The sequence below is a fragment of the Microbacterium sp. BE35 genome, from assembly GCF_031457705.1.
In the GTDB taxonomy this organism is placed as follows: Bacteria; Actinomycetota; Actinomycetes; order Actinomycetales; family Microbacteriaceae; genus Microbacterium; species Microbacterium trichothecenolyticum.
Genome location: NZ_JAVDXD010000005.1, coordinates 15,226 through 32,471 on the forward strand (window position 1 = coordinate 15,226; position 17,246 = coordinate 32,471).

Sequence of the window (17,246 nt, forward strand, 5' to 3'; positions counted from 1 at the left end):
GAGAGGGTCAGGGAGCGACGTAGCGGAGGAACGCGAACCCCTCGTCGTCGGTCACGACACTCCCGAGGGCGAACCGCCGGTCGGCCTCGGCCGCGCCCTGCACGATCCGGCCCGCCTCACCTCCGACGAACCGGGGCGCCAGCGTGACGCACACCTCATCGACGAGATCGGCCTCCAGCAGCGCTCCGAAGAGGTGCGGGCCACCCTCGCACAGCACCTGCGTCCAGCCGCGGCGCGCGAAGGCGGCCAGCATCGCCGCGAGATCGACGCCGGCTTCCCCGCATGCCACCACGGATGCCACCGACTCGAAGCGCCGGCCGTCCGCGGCGGCCGCGGCATCCGTCGTCACGATCACCGGGCGGCGCACCGCCTCGGCGAAGACCTTGTCGGCCGGATCGAGATGCAGGCCGCCGCTCACCACGGCGAGCGCTGGCTGGTCGGCGAGTCCGCGGGCGCGGCGCCACGCGACCTCGTCCTGATCGACCTGCAGTCCGCCATAGCCTTCGGCACGCACGGTGCCGGCACCGACCAGCACCACGTCGGCCATCGCGCGCAGCACCTGCATGAGCTCGCGGTCCGTGTCGCCACCGAGAGCGCCGCTGCGTCCTTCGAGCGTGACCGCTCCGTCGGCGCTCGAGACGAAGTTCATGCGCACGCGCGTGCCGTCGCGGCCGTGCAGCGCATAGGCGTCGAAGAGCTCGGAGCGCGTCGGCATCAGTCATTCCCCTCGGGTCGGGTGTTGTGCCGCTCGTAGGCGGGCCGGCGCCAGCCGAGGATCGCCTCCACCATGCGCATCGCGTCGACGGTCTCGCGCACGTTGTGGGCACGCACGATGCGTGCGCCGTTCAGCGCGCAGAACACGGCCGCGGCGAGGGAGCCGGGAAGGCGGTCGCCCTTCTCGCGGTCGAGCGCCTCGCCGACGAAGTCCTTGTTCGAAAGCGCCACCAGCAGCGGCGCGCCGAGCCCCGCGAGCTCGCCCAGGCGCCGGGTGAGCTCCAGGGTCTGCTGCGTGTTCTTGTTGAGGTCGTGGCCGGGGTCGAGCACGATCCGCGAATCGGGAATCCCACGCTCCCTCGCCAGCTCGCGGCGCGCGACGAGGAACTCGGCGATGTCGCCGATCACGTCGTCGTAGTGCGGGAGCGGATGCTGCGTGCGCGGCGCCGCGAGACTGTGGGCGATGACCACCCCGGCGCCTCCCCGCGCGATCACCTCGGCCATCGCGGGATCGTGCAGGCCCGTCGTGTCGTTGATGATCGCGGCGCCCGCATCGATCGCCGCCCGCGCCACCTCGGGGTGGAACGTGTCCACGCTCACGCGGGCGACCGGCGCCAGCTCGCGCACGACGGGCAGGACGCGCGCGATCTCCTCGTCGATGGGAACCGGCGGGCCGGGCGCGAACTTCACGCCTCCCACGTCCACGATCTCGGCGCCGGCCTCCACGGCGGCGAAGCCGGCCGACACCGCGGCGTCGAGCGCGAACGTCGCCCCGCGGTCGTAGAACGAGTCCGGCGTGCGGTTCACGATCGCCATCACCGCGATGTGCCGCGAGAGGTCGAGCGCACCGCCCGGCAGGTCGAGCACCGGGGCGAGCAGGGCCGAGGCGGTGTCGGGCGCGAGTGTCACGGGATCAGGTCCTCCAGCGGCGCCTCGGGGTCACGCAGCCGGTCGGGGTCGATCCTCGCTCCGGAGCGGATGAGGGACTGCACCTTGTCGTTCACGTCCCACACGTTGACGTTCATGCCCGCGACGATACGGCCGTCGTCGGTCCAGAAGGCGATGAACTCGCGCGCGTCGAGATCGCCGCGCACGACGATCTCGGCATCCGTCATCAGGGGCGCATACCCCGACAGCTCCATGCCGAGGTCGTACTGGTCCGTGTAGAAGTACGGGATGTCGTCGAAGGATGCCGGCTGCCCGAGCATCGACCGCGCCACGACCTTGCCGGCATTCAGCGCATTCGCCCAGTGCTCACTGCGCAGGTGCCGCTGCAGCACGGGGTGGAACGCGTTGGCGACGTCTCCCGCGGCGAACACGTCGGCCGCGCTCGTGCGCAGCGCCTCATCGGTCAGGACGCCGTTCAGGATGTCGAGCCCCGCCTCCTCGGCGAGCGCCGTGTTCGCAGACGCACCGACGCCGACGAGGACGAGGTCCGCGGCAAGCGTCTCGCCGTCGACGACGACCCCCTCGGCGCGCCCTTCGCCGACGATGCGGTCCACGCCGACCGACGTGCGGAGGTCGACGCCGTGCTCGAGGTGGAGCCCCCGGAACACCTCCCCCATCTCGGCGCCGAGCGCCATCGCGAGCGGCACCGCGTCACGCTCGAGGATCGCGACCTCGTTGCCGAAGCCGCGGGCCGTCGCGGCGACCTCCATGCCGATCCAGCCCGCGCCGATCACCACGAGCCGCTTGCCGCCTTCGCGGAGCTGCGCCACGAGCTCGTCGGAGTCGTCCAGACGCCGCAGCGTCATGACTCCGGGCAGGTCGTGGCCGGGCAGCGGGACCATCCGCGGCGTCGCGCCCGTCGCGAGCAGCACCGCGTCGTACGTCAGTCTCTCGCCATCCTCGAGCTCCACTGCGTGCGCGGCGGGCTCGAGCGAGGTGGCCGCGACGCCGGTGATCAGCCGGATTCCGCGCTCGTCGTACCACTCGGCGGGGTGGAGGAGGACGGCATCCAGACCCTCGCTCCCCGCGAGATACCCCTTCGAGAGCGGGGGTCGCTGGTACGGCGGATGCGCCTCGGCGGCGACGACGGTGATGTCTCCGTCGAACCCCTCGTCTCGCAGCGCCTCTGCGGCCGTTCCGCCCGCGAGGCCTCCTCCGATGATCAGCATGTGGCTCATGACGACTCCTCTCGCCTGTGTCGGGACGTCAGACGGGGCGCGCTCCGACGAATCGTGCCTGCAGCGCCGGATCGGCAGCGAGCACACCACGGAACGCCGTGGTCGTGGTGAGGGCGGCGTCGGTGCGGACTCCGCGCGCCGACATGCACAGGTGCTCCGCCTCGACGACGACGCCGACCCCGCGCGGTTCCAGGGCGTTCTCGAGCGTGCGCGCGATCTGCACCGTCAGCGCCTCCTGCACCTGAAGCCCGCGGGAGTGGTGCGCGACGACGCGCGCGAGCTTCGAGAGCCCCACGAGACGGTCGCCGGGCACGTAGCCCACGGTCGCGGTGCCGCGGAACGGCAGCAGGTGGTGCCGGCACAGCGACACGAACGGGATGCCGCGTACGACGACCGGCTCGTCGTACGCGTCCTCGTTCGCGAACGTGGTCATCTCGAACGGCTCGGGCGTGATCATCTCGATGAACGCGTCGGCGACGCGCCGCGGCGTCTCGACCAGGTCGCCCTCGTCCGGATCGAAGCCGAGTGCCGCGAGCAGATCGCCGACGGCGAGCATCGCCGCGTCGCGATCGATCGGAGCCTCGTCGGGCAGGGCGTGCAGCGCCGTCGCGTGCGCCGGGGTCGACATCATCCCCACTCCTTCGTGTTGAGCACGATCGGCTCGTCCGATCCCGACGCTAGAACTCTGGGATTCTTTTGTCAATATTCCTGCTTTTAGAGGTAGACTCAGGCCGTGAGCATCCTCACCCCCAACCGCGCCGAGGCCGTCGCGGCACTCGCAGACCCGCAGCGCCGCGAGCTGTACTGCCTCGCGAGCGAGCGGCCGATCGGCCGCGACGAGGCTGCGGCCGCTCTCGGGATGCCGCGGAGCACGGCGGCGGTGAACCTCGATCGGCTGGCGGATGCCGGCCTCCTGGCGATCTCGTACGAGAGGCGTTCCGGTCGCACGGGCCCCGGCGCGGGGCGCCCGGCGAAGCTCTACCGCGCCGCCGACGCCGAGCTCGCCGCCACCATCCCGGAACGGCACTACGAGCTCGCCGGTGAGCTGCTCGCGGCCGCGGCGGCGGTGGCCGATGAGCGAGGGGTGCCGGTGCGCGACGCGCTCGAGGCCGAGGCGTTCGCCGCAGGTGCCGCGATCGGCGCCGGGTGTGCCGACCTCGAGGCGGCGCTCACCCTCTGCGGCTACGCGCCGTGCGCGAAGGACGCAGCCGCTGCGGACGGCGCGGAGGACGCGGCTGGGCCCACGCGGCCTGAGGCTCCGCGCGACGCGCCAGCGGCGCGTGGAGGGGCCGTGGGGACCACTGCCGATCTGGTGCTCGAGAACTGCCCCTTCCACACCCTCGCGGCCCGGCACACCGCCCTCATCTGCGGAGCGAACCTCGAGCTCGTGCGGGGGCTCGCGACCGCCACCGGCGATGAACGGACGCCTGTCCTGGCACCCGCGGCGGGCCGTTGCTGCGTCGAGATCCGCCAGAGCGCCGGCTGACGGATTCTCGGCCGCGTCGCCGGATATCCAGACGCCGCATGGGTTCCGCCGACATAATGAGGGCATGACCGCACCGCGCATCCTCGTCGTGGACGACGAACCGAACATCCGCGACCTGCTGATCACGAGCCTGCGATTCGCCGGATTCCAGGTACGGGCCGTCTCGAACGGCGCCCAGACGATCTCTGCGGTGCTCGAGGAGGAGCCGGACCTCATCATCCTCGACGTGATGCTGCCCGATATGAACGGGTTCAGCGTCACCAAGCGCCTCCGCGGCGCCGGCTACACCGCGCCGATCCTCTTCCTCACCGCCAAGGACGAGACCGAAGACAAGATCACCGGCCTCAACGCCGGCGGCGACGACTACGTCACCAAGCCCTTCAGCCTCGACGAGATCGTCGCCCGTATCCAGGCGATCCTGCGCCGCACGATGCAGGCCGATGAGGAGTCGGTGATCCGTGCCGGCGAGATCACGATGGACCAGGACACCCACGACGTGCAGGTGGGCGACGCCTCCATCGACCTCAGCCCGACCGAGTTCAAGCTGCTGCGCTACCTCATGCTCAACCCCAACCGCGTGCTGTCGAAGGCCCAGATCCTCGACCACGTCTGGGAATACGACTTCAACGGCGACGCCGGCATCGTCGAAAGCTACATCTCGTACCTGCGCCGCAAGATCGACCCGCACTCGTCCGAGCCGCTCATCCAGACCAAGCGCGGCTTCGGCTACATGCTGAAGGCCGGCAGGACCGCTTAGCCTGGAAGCGCCGCCCGGCGCGGCAGCGAGCGAGGGGGACCATCTGGCGCACAAGCCCGACGCGATCACCCGGTGGTGGCGCGGCACGAGTCTGCGCGCGAAGGTCACCGGGGTCACCGTCGCGCTCCTCGGGATCGGGCTCATCGCCGCCGGCGTCGGCACCGCCCTGTTCCTCCGCAACTCGCTGATCGACGGCGTCGAGACGCAGCTCATCGCCCTCGCACGCACCGAAGCGGGCGCTCCCCTGCTCGAGTTCTCCTCCGTCGACGGACTCCTCGACGTCGAAGAAAAGGAGGGCACCGCCGACGTCGACTACTTCGTCGCCGTCTACGAGCCGAAGACGCCGGAGGACAACCTCCTCGCGTTGGTCGGCGGACGCGGCGGACCCTCTCCCGCGGTGCCGCTCACGTTGACGCCCGAGCAGGCGGTCACCAAGGAGCTGCAGATCACGCAGCTCATGTCGGACGACGGCGAAGCGGAGTTCCTCGCCACCGTCTCGACCCAGCCGTCCGAGGACACCGGCATCCTCTACCCGCAGCTCGTCGCCCTCCCCCTGGCCAGCGTCAACCGGACGATCGCGCAGTACATCGGCATCTACTCGATCCTCGCGCTCGTGGTGCTCATCGCCGGTGCGGTGGCGACGCGCTTCCTCGTCACGCTGACTTTCCGCAGCCTCGGCCAGGTCGAATCGACCGCCGACGCCATCGCGGGCGGCGACTTCAGCCTGCGCATGACCGACATCGAGCCGACGACGACCGAGGTGGGCCGTCTCAAGACCGCGATCAACGCGATGCTCGACCGCGTCGACGCGGCTCTCTCGCAGCGCGACTCGACGGTGCGGCAGATGCGGCGGTTCGTCGGCGACGCGAGCCACGAGCTGCGCACCCCGCTGGTCACCGTCCGCGGGTATGCCGAGCTGTACCGCATGGGGGCCATCCGCGGCGACGAAGACGTCGCCCAGTCGATGGAGCGCATCGAGAAGGAGGCGATCCGCATGGGCGTCCTCGTCGAAGACCTGCTCGCGCTCGCCCGGCTGGACGAGCGCCGCGACGTCGTGATCGGCCCCGTCGACCTGCGCCCCATCGCCCGCGACGCCGCCCTCGACGTGCGCGCCGCCTCGCCGATGCGCCTGGTCACCGTCATCGACACCACGATCGGCGAGCCCGCGCTGCCGCCCGAGGACGAGGCATCCGTCCCGCCCGAGACCAAGCGCCGCGCCGGGGGGCCCTCCGCGATCTCGCGCGCCGGTGCGACGCTGTCGCTGCTGCGCCGCCGCCCGAAGCCGGTGCCCGCCGCGGGAGCCGCCGCGAGTGCGACGCTGCCGACGATCCTTCCCGACGCCGACCCGGAGCCGCCCGTCGACGGCCTCCTGCCGGTGGTGCTCGGCGACGAGAATCGCATCCGCCAGGTCGTGACGAACCTGCTCGGCAACGCGCGGCGGTACTCGTCGGACGAGTCCCCCGTCGAGCTGCGCGTCGGCGTCGACGTGCGCGATCGCATGGGGTGGATCGAGGTGATCGACCACGGCGAGGGCGTGCCCGACCAGATCAAGGACAAGATCTTCCAGCGCTTCTGGCGGGCCGACACGTCGCGCACGCGCGAGACCGGCGGGTCGGGTCTGGGCCTGTCGATCGTCGCATCGATCGTCGAGGCGCTGCACGGCTCGGTCGGGGTCGTCGACACGCCGGGGGGCGGTGCGACCTTCCGCGTGGCGTTCCCCCTCGCCGACGCGCGCGACGCGGCGGAGCACGTCGATCTCGCGACCCAGCCCATGGCGAGGCTCGCCGACGCCCACGAGTGAGCGCCTCCTCCCCAGCCGCGGCCGGTGCCTCATCGTGCACAGCTGACGACGGATGCCTCCGCCCCGCGCCGTCGGACGCCTAGCGTGGCTTCACCGCGGTTCGGCATCCGGCCGCCGCACGTTGATCAGGAGCCCCGAATGGCCGTCTTCACCGTCGACAGCGACAGCATCCTCACCTCGACCGCCACGGTGCGGGGCACGATCGACCGACTGCAGGCGGAGTCGAACGCGATGCTCGCCCAGCTCACGCAACTGCAGTCGTCGTGGACCGGATCTGCCTCGGCCGCGTTCGCGGGCGTCGTCGAGCAGTGGCGGGCGACGCAGCGTCAGGTCGAGGAATCACTGGCGAACATCAACGCCGCGCTCGCGGCGGCCGGCCACCAGTACGCCGACACCGAACTCGCCACCACGAGCCTGTTCCGCTGACCCCCACCGGAACGCAGAACGGCCCCTCCGCGCGGAGGGGCCGTTCTGTGAACGCGTTACGCGGTCGTGGAGTTCTGGATCAGAAGTCCATGCCACCGGTCGGGTCGCCGACGGGAGCGGCGGCCTTCTCGGGCTTGTCGGCGACGACGGCCTCGGTCGTGAGGAAGAGGCCGGCGATCGACGCGGCGTTCTGCAGCGCCGAGCGGGTCACCTTGGCGGGGTCGATGATGCCCTGCGCGAACAGGTCACCGTACTCGCCCGTCGCGGCGTTGAGGCCGTGGCCGAGCGGGAGCTCCGACACCTTGTTCGCCACGACACCGGGCTCGAGACCCGCGTTGAGGGCGATCTGCTTCAGCGGAGCCTCGATCGCGACGCGCACGATGTTGGCACCGGTCGCCTCGTCACCGGTGAGCTCGAGCGAGTCGAGAGCCTTGCGGCCCGACTGGATGAGCGCGACGCCACCACCGGCGACGATGCCCTCCTCGACGGCAGCCTTCGCGTTGCGGACGGCGTCCTCGATGCGGTGCTTGCGCTCCTTGAGCTCGACCTCGGTGGCCGCGCCCGCCTTGATGACGGCAACGCCGCCGGCGAGCTTGGCGAGGCGCTCCTGGAGCTTCTCGCGGTCGTAGTCGCTGTCGGTGTTGTCGATCTCGCGGCGGATCTGGGTCACGCGACCCTCGATCTGGCCGGCCTCACCGGCGCCCTCGACGATGGTCGTCTCGTCCTTGGTGACGATGACCTTGCGCGCACGGCCGAGCAGGTCGAGGGTGGCGTTCTCGAGCTTGAGACCGACCTCCTCGGTGATGACCTGGCCGCCGGTGAGGATCGCGATGTCCTGCAGCTGCGCCTTGCGACGGTCGCCGAAGCCGGGGGCCTTGACGGCGACCGACTTGAAGATGCCGCGGATCTTGTTGAGCACGAGCGTCGCGAGAGCCTCGCCCTCGACGTCCTCGGCGATGATGACGAGCTCCTTGCCGTCCTGGATCACCTTGTCGACGACGGGCAGAAGGTCCTTGATGTTCGAGATCTTCTGGTTCGCGATGAGGATGTACGGGTCCTCGAAGACCGCCTCCTGGCGCTCCGGGTCCGTGACGAAGTAGGGGTTGATGTAGCCCTTGTCGAAGCGCATGCCCTCGGTGAGCTCGAGCTCGGTGCCGAAGGTCTGCGACTCCTCGACGGTGACGACGCCCTCCTTGCCCACCTTGTCGATGGCCTCGGCGATGAGCTGGCCGATCTCGGGGTCGGCGGCCGAGATCGACGCCGTGGCGGCGATCTGGTCCTTGGACTCGACCTCCTTGGCGGACTCGAGCAGCTCGGCGGTGATGGCGGCGACGGCCTTCTCGATGCCCTTCTTGAGCGAGATGGGGTCGGCGCCGGCCGCGACGTTGCGCAGGCCCTCGCGCACGAGCGCCTGAGCCAGAACGGTCGCGGTGGTGGTGCCGTCACCGGCGACGTCGTCGGTCTTCTTGGCGACCTCCTTGACGAGCTCCGCACCGATCTTCTCGTACGGGTCGTCCAGCTCGATCTCCTTGGCGATGGAGACACCGTCGTTCGTGATCGTGGGGGCGCCCCACTTCTTCTCGAGCACGACGTTGCGACCGCGCGGGCCGAGCGTCACCTTGACGGCGTCGGCCAGGATGTTGAGGCCGCGCTCGAGGCCGCGACGGGCCTCCTCGTCGAAAGCGATGATCTTTGCCATGTGTGTGTCGTCCCTCCGGAACGTTGGCTTTGGGTATTAGCACTCAATGAAGACGAGTGCTAAATCATTCTGGCACTCGACCCTACCGAGTGCAAGCCGCGGGGACGGATGCTGAAACGCAAGGAGACGGGACGCCTCTCGGCATCCCGTCTCCGGTGTCGGTTCAGCGTCGGGCGCTGAGCCGGGCGTCAGACGACGCGCACGGACTCGGCCTGCGGCCCCTTCTGGCCGGAGCCGACCGTGAACTCCACGGTCTGCCCCTCCTCCAGCACGCGGAAGCCCGACATGTCGATGTTCGAGTAGTGGACGAAGACGTCCTGGCCGTCGGCGACGGTGATGAAGCCGAATCCCTTCTCGGCGTTGAACCATTTGACGGTGCCCTGGGTCATGCGTTTCTCCTGTTGCCGGCGGTGCAGGGCTTCATCGTATGCAGGCCAAATCGCGGCATCCGCGCGTTTCGTCACTTGTTGACATGCAGGCACACAAGTGTTTACCGGCGCGAAACACGCGCTTGACGGGTCAGGGCGTAGGGGCCGGGGTCTGCCCCGCAGCCGTGCGGTCGAGACCGATCACGACGGTGAGCTGCGGCACGCCCTCCGTGGTCGCGGGGTACGCCTCGCTCTGCTCGATCTCGGCGCCTCCGATGATGCCGGCGAGGCCCGCGGCCGCGGCTTCGTCAGCCGGGTCGACGTAGAACACGGTGGTCGTCGGGAAGTCCTGCGACCCCGCCTCGCCCGCGGTCACCTTGTCATCCGCCCAGCCCGCACCGACGACGACGTCCTTCATCTGCGTCGCGAGACCCTGCTCGGGGGTCGCGTTGAGGATCATCACGTCGTAGTTCACGTCGACGACCGGCGTCACCTCGGGAACCGGTTCCACGGTCGGGGTGGGCGTGGGGACCAGCTCGATGCGTCCGGACGCCAGCAGTGTGCCGAAGATGCCCACGACGATGAGCACGACGGTGGCCAGCGCGGCCCACAGCAGGACGACCCATCCCCGCATCCGGGGGTTCTCGGCCCGGTGGGCGCCGACGCGGTCCGTCTCCGGCACATCGTCGAAACGATCCCGGGGGAAGCTGGTGGTCGGCACCCGTCGATGTTACCCGCCGAACCCCGGGCGCCCGGTCCGTGACGGCCCGCGTGGCGCGCGGCGGCGGGTCAGCGCGCGTCGGCGGCGCGGCCGGCGCGCTCGTGCAGACGCGCCTCGCGCAGCCGGCGGAGCCGCTTCACGAGCATGGGGTCGTGCTCCTGCGCGTCGGTCGTGTCGATGAGGCGGCCGAGCAGCTGGTAGTACCGCGCGGGCGACAGGCCCAGGTCGGAGCGGATGGCCTCCTCCTTGGCCCCCGCGTGCCGGCGCCACTCGGCCTCGAAGTCGAGGATGGCGCGGTCGCGGTCGGTCAGAGGCACGCCTCCACGCTAGCCCGCGGCATCCGTTCCTCCCGTGAGCCACGCGCGCCAGTGCACGAACGAGCCGAGCGGGTCGACCGCAGCGAGCGGGTGACCGCCGCGACCGAGCACGAAGCCGCCCCACGACGCGGCGTCGACGGGAGGCCGCCACCGATCGTGCAGCGCCGGCGGGTCGATCGTGATCCAGACCGCGTCGAGGGTGCGCACGGCATCGAGGAGGCGTTCGCGTCCGGCGCGCGGGATGTGCGGCAGGACCCCCGGCGTGCTGATGACGAGCGTCGCGTCGGCGGGTGCGAGCGCGGCGGCCGCGCGCAGCACCTCGGGGTCGGATGCGTCGCCGGCGATCAGGTGCGGCGGTTCTGCGGCGGCGATGTCGAGGGCGGCGGCGATCCGCTCCGTCCTTCCGCTCTCGCCCGGCCACACGAGGCTCATGAGGAACCGACGGTCGCCCACGTCGGCCGCGTCGAGCGGCTCGAGGTCGATCCCGGCGCGCCACACGACCTCCGGCAGCCGCAGCGGCGGTTCGCCGGTGACGTCACACTCGAGCACCACCGGTGAGGCCCCGGCGTCGGGATCGAGCGCGAGGACGCCACCGCTCCCCCGGTAGCGGTACGAGTAGCGGTCGGGGTACAGGCACAGCCCTCCGCTCGCGCCGACTTCGAGCAGTGCGATCGGCCCGTCGACCGTCGCGAGCGCCGGGAGCAGGGCGGCACACCGCTGCGGCTCGTTGGTCTGCAGACGACGGACGGATGCCTCGGCCACGACCTCCTCGCCGTGCTCGACGAGCCACGCGGCCCAGGCCGGGAACGCGCCCTCGGGGGCGCCGAGCATGCGGGTCACCGCGAAGACGAGCGGCGGCTGCCGCCGAGTGGCGGGGATGCGGGCGAGGATGGCGGCGAGCTCCGGATCGGAGGCGACCCCGTCCGCCCACTCGGCGTACAGCGGCGAGCGGCCGGGCGCCTCGTCGCGCGCGAAACGCGCGTACCGCTCGACGACCGCCGCGCGCTCGTGTGCGTCCGCCTCGTCCATGCCCTCATCCTCGCCCACACCGTCCCGTCCCGTCGCGCGCGTCGGTGAGACCGCAGTCGAAGGACGAGACCGTGGGGAAACCCCGAGGTCTCGTCCGCACGGTGGGGTTTCACGGATGCGGGCGACCCGGTGCGGCCCACCGCCCCGGCAGCTGGGGTTGAATGGAGCGTGGCCGCAGTGGGCGGCGAGGAGGAACCATGAGCTACGCCGTCGACAAGAGCGAAGCCGAGTGGCGCGACGAGCTGACCCCCGATCAGTACGCCGTGCTGCGCCAGGCGGGCACCGAACGGCCCTGGACCGGTGAGCTGCTCGACGAGAGCCGCGCCGGACTGTACACGTGCGCGGCGTGCGGCGCCGAGCTGTTCCAGAGCGGGACGAAGTTCGACTCGCACTGCGGCTGGCCGAGCTTCTACGAGTCCATCCGCCCCGAGGCGGTCGAGCTCATCGAGGACGACAGCCACGGCATGGTGCGCACCGAGGTGCGCTGCGCGAACTGCGGCTCGCACCTGGGCCATGTGTTTCCCGACGGCTTCGGCACCCCCACCGGCGACCGCTACTGCATGAACTCGATCTCGCTGCAGTTCACGCCCGGCGAGGGCGCGGCGTGATGTCCGGCGCGCTCGACGCCGCACTCGCGCGGCGGTCGTGGTCGAAGGTGACGGATGAGGCGCCTACGCACGAGGAGCTCCTCGATTTCGTCGCCGCCGCCGGGCGCGTCGCCGACCACAAGTCGCTGCACCCGTGGCGTCTCATCGAGCTGCGCGGTGCCGATCGACAGCGCCTGGGCCGGGCCATCAACAAGGCCGAGGGCGACAAGGGCACGTCGTCCAAGCCGATGCGGGCGCCGCTGCTCATCGCGGTGGTGGCGAGCTACAGCAAGACGCATAAGGTGCCGCGGTGGGAGCAGGAGGCCGTCGCCTCCGGAGTCGCGCACGTGCTGAGCCTGGTGCTCGACGAGGCCGGCTGGGGCGTCTTCTGGCGCACCGGCGACTACACCCGGTCGAAGGCCGTCGCGAAGGCCCACGGCCTCAAGAAGAACGAGGAGCTGCTCGGCTGGCTCTACGTCGGCGGCAAGCCGAAGCGCTCGCGTCCGACCCGCCGCAAGGGCGTCGACGCCACCCGCTTCGTGAGCCGCATGCCGAAGGGCTGACACGGCCCAACGCATTCTTCTCCGTGCGTGGGGCCGAGGGCCTCAGCAGAAGCCGGCGATCCCCTGCCACGCGGGGTGGTTCCCCGGCACGCCGTCGCGGAGCACCGTCGCCTCGATCAGCCCGTACGGGCGATCGGCGGCGTAGAAGACCTCGTTGGGGTTGTCGAGCCCGAACGGCGTCAAGTCCACCGCGAAGTGATGCAGGTTCGACATCGAGAAGCGGATCTCGTCGATCTCGGTGCGGGCCTCTAGGACCCACCGACCCATCTCGTACAGGGTCTGCTGCAGCGCGAGCGAGTGCGTCCGGGCGAATGCCTCGAGCAGCAGACGGCGCACTTCGGCGTAGGACTCGTCGAACCCGACGTCGAGGCGGTTGTAGCGCCACCTCGCGGTGACGGACGTCGCGAGGATGCGGTCGTCCGTCTCGGCGAGCGTCGCGTACCGGTCGCGCACGAACCCGTGGAACTCCGACCCGGCGGACTTCAGCACCGCGAGATCGCGCAGCCCCGAGATGACGGTCGCCTCGGCTCCCACGAACGTGACCACGGCCGTGCGGGTCTCTGTGCCGCCGCGCACGAACGAGTGGTCGTGCCCCGCACCGTCGACGGGGATGCGGTTCCAGGTGTACTGCTCGGCCTCCCAGCGTCCGCCGGTGACCCAGTCGAACTCCCCGGTGAAGTGGCGTCCCAGCCGGAGCAGGAACTCCTCGGGCGTGCCGACGCCGTCGCGGGCGAAGGCGAACACCGTGTTCTTCTGCGTGTCGGTGGCGACGATCCGCGAATTGTCCCCCTCCATGTGGGCCGCGGCGAAATCGCCACGCAGCTGCGAGGTCACGTCGAAGTCGGTGATCCTGTGTCGCGGGCCGTCCCGGTCGATGCGGACGAGTCGCACCTCGGCTTTGCCGTACTGGTTCGCGCCGAGCACGATCGCGGGCTCGGGCATGTCAGTTCCCCCGGTAGGTCGAGTACGCGAACGGGCTGAGCAGCAGGGGCACGTGGTAGTGCTGGTCGGCGTCGGCGACCGCGAAGTCGATCGACACGACCGGGTAGAACGTGGTGCGCCCCGTCGCGGCGAAGAAGTCGCCGGTCGCGAACGTGAGCCGGTACGTGCCGGCGTCGAGACGCTCCGGGCCCAGATCCGAGATCCGGCCCGCCCCGTCGGTCACGCCGGACGCGATCTCGGCCCCGTCGGCCGTGGTCAGCACGACGCCGACGCCGCGGGCAGGGCCTCCGAGCGCAGCATCCAGCACGTGCGTCGTGATCTGGCTCATGAACCGATGATCCCTTCCAGTCGGAGGACCGCGATCTGCCGCAGCTGCTCCGCCACGACCGGCATCTCCTCCTCCTCAGTGTGGGCCAGCCGCTCGCTCAGCGCACCGAGGATCTCGTCGGCGCTGCGCCCGGCCGCCCGGACGAGGAAGACCCGCGAGAACTTCTCCTCGTAGGCGCGGTTGCCTGCGGCGAGCGCGGCGGCGACGTCGGCGGACGGCATCCCGATCCCCGCCTGCTCGGATCGCGAGAGGGATGCCTCGGCCCCCGCTCCGCTCGCGCGCTCGCCGATGCGGGGGTGGTGGGCGAGGGCACCGTCGATCTCGGCCACCGTCCACGGCGCGGCGCTCGTGCGCGCCGCCGCGAGGAGGTCCGCGGTCGTCGCATACGGCCGCCCGCTGACGACGGCATCGACCCACCGGTCGATGTCGACGCACCGGCGCACCACGGCTCGCGCGGCTTCGGCGTCGAGGCGGTTGAACGCGTCCAGCTCCATCGCTTCGGCGTACCTGTCGGGCGGGTGGGCTCAGGCGGCGAGCTGGGCGCGGAGGCGGTCGACGTGGCCGTTGGGGTCGACCCGGTACTCGGCGGACTGCACCGTGCCGTCGGCATCCAGCACGAACGTCGAGCGGATGAGGCCCACGCGCTCCTCACCGTTGACGACCTTGGTGCCCCACGCGCCCCATGCCTCCGCGACGGCGTGGTCCTCGTCGGAGAGGAGCGGGAACTGCAGCTGCTCGGCCTGGGCCCACTCCGCGAGCGTCTCGACCGAGTCGGGCGAGACGCCGACGACGGCGACCCCCGCCGCCTGCAGCGAGGCGAGGTTGTCGCGGAAGTCGCACGCCTCGGTCGTGCAGCCGGGGGTGAACGCGGCCGGGTAGAAGTACACGACGAGGCGGCGGCCGGCGAAGTCCTCCGGCCGCACCACGGTGCCGGTGGAGTCGGGCAGGGCGAACCCGGGGTTCGCGTCGCCCTCGCTCAGGCGGATGTCGGCCATGTCGTGCATCCCTTCGATGGTTCTTCGCTCGTCGCCGGTCACGAGGTCGGGTGCACGCCGAACGCGAGAGCCAGCTTCTCGATCTTCTGCGCCCGGCCGAGCCGGGGCAAGTCGCTGCCGTCGCGGACCACACGACCGCGGCCCTCGAAGTCGGCCAGGAAGTCCAGTGCCCACAGCACCTCGCTCGGCGTGGGGCAGATGACCTCGTTGATGACGGGGGCCTGCTCGGCAGCGAGGCAGAGCTTGCCGGTCATGCCCATCGAGACCGTGATCGCGGAGTGCTCGCGCAGCGTCGGCATGCTGTTGCCCACCGTCGGACCGTCGATCGGCCCGGGCAGATCGCCCACGCGGCTGGCGACGACCAGGCGCGCACGCGGGTAGGCCATCGCCTCGGCGTCTGCGCTCATGCCGGTGTCGCGGCGGAAGTCTCCGCTGCCGAACGCGAGGCGGAAGGCGCCCCGGGCGCGCGCGATGTGGGCGGCGTCCTCCATGCCCAGCGCCGACTCGACGAGCGCCACCACGGGGACGTTGCCGCCGAGGCGGTCGAACGAACTCGTCACCTGGTCGGCCGACTCGGTCTTCGCGAGCATGATGCCGAGCAGCGTGGGGATGCCCGCGAGCGCCGCGAGGTCTTCGCCCCAGAACGGGCTCAGCGCGTCGTTGACGCGCACCCAGGCACGGCCGCCGCCACGGAGCCAGTCCGTGACGTCCTGCCGCGCCTGCGGCTTGTTGCTCGGGTCGACGGCATCCTCGATGTCGAGCACGACCGCATCGGCGCGCGACGCCGCCATGTCGTCGAACGAGTCCGGGCGGGTCCCGGGGACGAGCAGCCACGAGCGCGCGATCGCCGGGTCCACGGCGCGGTGGCGCGCGGGACGCGGGGTGATCAGCGACCGCAGGTCGTCCTCCGCCTCGAGGACTTCTGCACCGCTGCCATAGGGATCTGCCGACATCTCACTCTTCTTCCGTATCGTCACGTCTCACCCGGCCGGAGAGGGCCGGTGTCGGCGCTCAGGCCGCGCCGCGACGCAGCAGGCGACCACGGGGCTCGGCGAAGTCGACCCGCTCGCCCCGCAGGAAGGTCTCGCGTACGACGCCCGACAGGGCGCCGCCGTCGTACGGCGAGACGGGATTCTTGTGGTGCAGACGGGCGACGTCGACGACGAACCCGTCATCGGGTGCGAACACCGACAGGTCGGCGTCGAAGCCGAGCGCGATCCCGCCCTTGCGGGCGAGGCCCGTCAGGGCCGCCGGACGCGCCGACATCCATTCCACCACCTTCTCGAGCGGGATGCCGCGTCGGCGGGCCTCGGTCCAGACGACGGGCAGCCCCAGTTGAAGTGAAGAGACACCGCCCCATGCGACGGCGAAGTCGCCGTCGGCGGGCGCCTTGAGGTCGATGGTGGCGGGCGAATGGTCCGTGACGATGCAGTCGATCGTTCCGTCGACGAGTCCCTCCCAGAGCCGCTCGCGGTTGGCCGCCTCACGGATCGGCGGACAGCACTTGAAGGCGGTCGCCCCGTCCAGGACGTCCTCCGCGGTCAACGTCAGATAGTGCGGGCACGTCTCAACGGTGAGGCGCACGCCGTCACGCTTGGCGGCGGCGATGAGCGGGAGCGCGTCGGACGATGAGAGGTGCAGGATGTGCGCGCGGGCCCCGGTGCGGCGCGCGCGGTCGATCACCTCGGCGATGGCGACGTCCTCCGCCGTGTGCGGGCGCGAGGCGAGGAACCGGTCGTAACGGGCCCCCTGCGCGTGGGGGGCGTGCTCGATCGTCGCCGCGTCCTCCGCGTGCACGATGAGCAGCCCGCCGAACCCGGCGAGTTCGGCCATGTCGCGCTCCATCTCCGCGGCATCGAGCGGAGGGAACTCGTCCACGCCCGAGGGCAGCAGGAAGCACTTGAACCCGAACACCCCGGCGTCGTGCAACGGGCCGAGCTCCCGCGTGTTGCCGGGGACCGCCCCGCCCCAGAACCCGACGTCGACGAACACCTGGGACCGTGCGGCCCGGCGCTTGATCCCCAGCGCCTCGACCGAGACGGTCGGCGGGACGCTGTTGAGGGGCATGTCGACGATGGTCGTGACGCCGCCGGCCGCAGCGGCCTTCGTGGCCGAGGCGAACCCCTCCCATTCGGTGCGGCCGGGTTCGTCGACATGCACGTGCGTGTCGACGAGTCCCGGCAGCAGCGCCTCGTCGTTCTGCAGCTCGACTTCCTCGCGTCCGCGCAGTCCCGCGCCATGGGGCTCGATCGCCACGACGACCCCAGCGGTGACGCCGATCTCGCACGGCCGGAACACGCTGTCGGTGAGCACGCGACGGCCGCGCACGACGAGATCGTGCTGCGGCATCCGTTCGCTCATGTGTGGACTCCCCCGTTCGCCCCTCG

At 71.1% G+C, this 17,246-nt stretch carries 21 protein-coding genes; 6 read left to right on the top strand and 15 right to left on the bottom strand.

What is annotated here, in order from left to right; genetic code table 11:
- Positions 1–7: 7 nt before the first annotated feature.
- From J2Y46_RS15940 to folE, 4 genes are read right to left on the bottom strand one after another with little or no spacing between them, the layout of a single operon-like run.
- Positions 8–715: a pyrimidine reductase family protein gene (locus J2Y46_RS15940; protein ID WP_045298168.1), complete on the bottom strand. Its 708-nt coding sequence runs from the start codon at positions 713–715 to the stop codon at positions 8–10.
- Entirely contained in the window at positions 715–1,623 is a 909-nt protein-coding gene (gene folP, locus J2Y46_RS15945; RefSeq protein WP_396653205.1) for a dihydropteroate synthase, read from the bottom strand. Before folP ends, J2Y46_RS15940 begins: the two co-directional genes overlap by 1 nt.
- Positions 1,620–2,840 (bottom strand): FAD-dependent oxidoreductase, encoded by a 1,221-nt coding sequence (locus J2Y46_RS15950; protein WP_310243603.1) that lies wholly within the window; start codon positions 2,838–2,840, stop codon positions 1,620–1,622. Before J2Y46_RS15950 ends, folP begins: the two co-directional genes overlap by 4 nt.
- Before the next feature lie 28 nt (positions 2,841–2,868).
- A complete protein-coding gene (gene folE / locus J2Y46_RS15955) occupies positions 2,869–3,471 on the bottom strand; it encodes a GTP cyclohydrolase I (protein ID WP_310243606.1) in 603 nt (200 codons plus the stop codon).
- A gap of 102 nt (positions 3,472–3,573) precedes the next feature.
- On the opposite strand from folE, the gene J2Y46_RS15960 reads away from it, so the two are divergent.
- From J2Y46_RS15960 to J2Y46_RS15975, 4 genes are all read left to right on the top strand, one after another.
- A complete protein-coding gene (locus tag J2Y46_RS15960) occupies positions 3,574–4,326 on the top strand; it encodes a transcriptional regulator (protein WP_310243609.1) in 753 nt (250 codons plus the stop codon).
- A 64-nt stretch (positions 4,327–4,390) separates the two neighbouring features.
- On the top strand, positions 4,391–5,083 hold the full coding sequence (locus tag J2Y46_RS15965; protein WP_310243611.1) for a response regulator transcription factor: 693 nt from the start codon (positions 4,391–4,393) through the stop codon (positions 5,081–5,083).
- Between the two features lie 166 nt (positions 5,084–5,249).
- On the top strand, positions 5,250–6,884 hold the full coding sequence (locus tag J2Y46_RS15970; protein ID WP_310244102.1) for a HAMP domain-containing sensor histidine kinase: 1,635 nt from the start codon (positions 5,250–5,252) through the stop codon (positions 6,882–6,884).
- 138 nt (positions 6,885–7,022) lie between these two features.
- A complete protein-coding gene (locus tag J2Y46_RS15975; RefSeq protein ID WP_045298158.1) occupies positions 7,023–7,310 on the top strand; it encodes a WXG100 family type VII secretion target in 288 nt (95 codons plus the stop codon).
- Positions 7,311–7,389: 79 nt separating this feature from the next.
- Here the strand turns inward: J2Y46_RS15975 and groL are convergent, their stop codons facing one another.
- From groL to J2Y46_RS16000, 5 genes are all read right to left on the bottom strand, one after another.
- Complete coding sequence (gene groL / locus J2Y46_RS15980) at positions 7,390–9,009, bottom strand: chaperonin GroEL (protein WP_045298156.1); 1,620 nt, start codon at positions 9,007–9,009, stop codon at positions 7,390–7,392.
- 188 nt (positions 9,010–9,197) lie between these two features.
- Positions 9,198–9,398: a cold-shock protein gene (locus J2Y46_RS15985; RefSeq protein ID WP_045298154.1), complete on the bottom strand. Its 201-nt coding sequence runs from the start codon at positions 9,396–9,398 to the stop codon at positions 9,198–9,200.
- A 130-nt stretch (positions 9,399–9,528) separates the two neighbouring features.
- Positions 9,529–10,098, bottom strand: a complete 570-nt coding sequence (locus J2Y46_RS15990; protein ID WP_045298152.1) for a LytR C-terminal domain-containing protein — start codon at positions 10,096–10,098, stop codon at positions 9,529–9,531.
- A gap of 68 nt (positions 10,099–10,166) precedes the next feature.
- On the bottom strand, positions 10,167–10,415 hold the full coding sequence (locus J2Y46_RS15995) for a DUF3263 domain-containing protein (protein WP_045298149.1): 249 nt from the start codon (positions 10,413–10,415) through the stop codon (positions 10,167–10,169).
- 9 nt (positions 10,416–10,424) lie between these two features.
- Positions 10,425–11,444: a DUF2332 domain-containing protein gene (locus tag J2Y46_RS16000; RefSeq protein WP_045298147.1), complete on the bottom strand. Its 1,020-nt coding sequence runs from the start codon at positions 11,442–11,444 to the stop codon at positions 10,425–10,427.
- 197 nt (positions 11,445–11,641) lie between these two features.
- On the opposite strand from J2Y46_RS16000, the gene msrB reads away from it, so the two are divergent.
- The gene (gene msrB / locus J2Y46_RS16005) at positions 11,642–12,052 is read left to right on the top strand and encodes a peptide-methionine (R)-S-oxide reductase MsrB (RefSeq protein WP_045298145.1); all 411 of its coding nucleotides are present in this window, start codon (positions 11,642–11,644) and stop codon (positions 12,050–12,052) included.
- Positions 12,052–12,594 carry a nitroreductase family protein gene (locus J2Y46_RS16010; RefSeq protein ID WP_310243627.1) on the top strand — a complete coding sequence of 181 codons (543 nt, stop codon included), beginning with the start codon at positions 12,052–12,054 and terminating at the stop codon, positions 12,592–12,594. The genes msrB and J2Y46_RS16010 overlap by 1 nt, the downstream gene beginning before the upstream one ends.
- Positions 12,595–12,636: 42 nt before the next feature.
- Here the strand turns inward: J2Y46_RS16010 and pucL are convergent, their stop codons facing one another.
- Genes pucL through allB form a run of 6 tightly spaced genes read right to left on the bottom strand, consistent with a single transcriptional unit; the run spans position 12,637 to position 17,220 of the window.
- Entirely contained in the window at positions 12,637–13,536 is a 900-nt protein-coding gene (gene pucL, locus J2Y46_RS16015) for a factor-independent urate hydroxylase (RefSeq protein ID WP_310243631.1), read from the bottom strand.
- A gap of 1 nt (position 13,537) precedes the next feature.
- Positions 13,538–13,864, bottom strand: a complete 327-nt coding sequence (uraH, locus tag J2Y46_RS16020) for a hydroxyisourate hydrolase (RefSeq protein WP_045298140.1) — start codon at positions 13,862–13,864, stop codon at positions 13,538–13,540.
- Complete coding sequence (gene uraD, locus J2Y46_RS16025; RefSeq protein ID WP_045298138.1) at positions 13,861–14,358, bottom strand: 2-oxo-4-hydroxy-4-carboxy-5-ureidoimidazoline decarboxylase; 498 nt, start codon at positions 14,356–14,358, stop codon at positions 13,861–13,863. The genes uraH and uraD overlap by 4 nt, the downstream gene beginning before the upstream one ends.
- Positions 14,359–14,388: 30 nt before the next feature.
- Positions 14,389–14,859 (bottom strand): thioredoxin-dependent thiol peroxidase, encoded by a 471-nt coding sequence (gene bcp / locus J2Y46_RS16030; RefSeq protein WP_310243634.1) that lies wholly within the window; start codon positions 14,857–14,859, stop codon positions 14,389–14,391.
- Positions 14,860–14,897: 38 nt separating this feature from the next.
- The gene (locus J2Y46_RS16035; RefSeq protein ID WP_245619548.1) at positions 14,898–15,812 is read right to left on the bottom strand and encodes a CoA ester lyase; all 915 of its coding nucleotides are present in this window, start codon (positions 15,810–15,812) and stop codon (positions 14,898–14,900) included.
- Between the two features lie 58 nt (positions 15,813–15,870).
- Entirely contained in the window at positions 15,871–17,220 is a 1,350-nt protein-coding gene (gene allB / locus J2Y46_RS16040; RefSeq protein WP_310243637.1) for an allantoinase AllB, read from the bottom strand.
- Positions 17,221–17,246 lie beyond the last annotated feature (26 nt).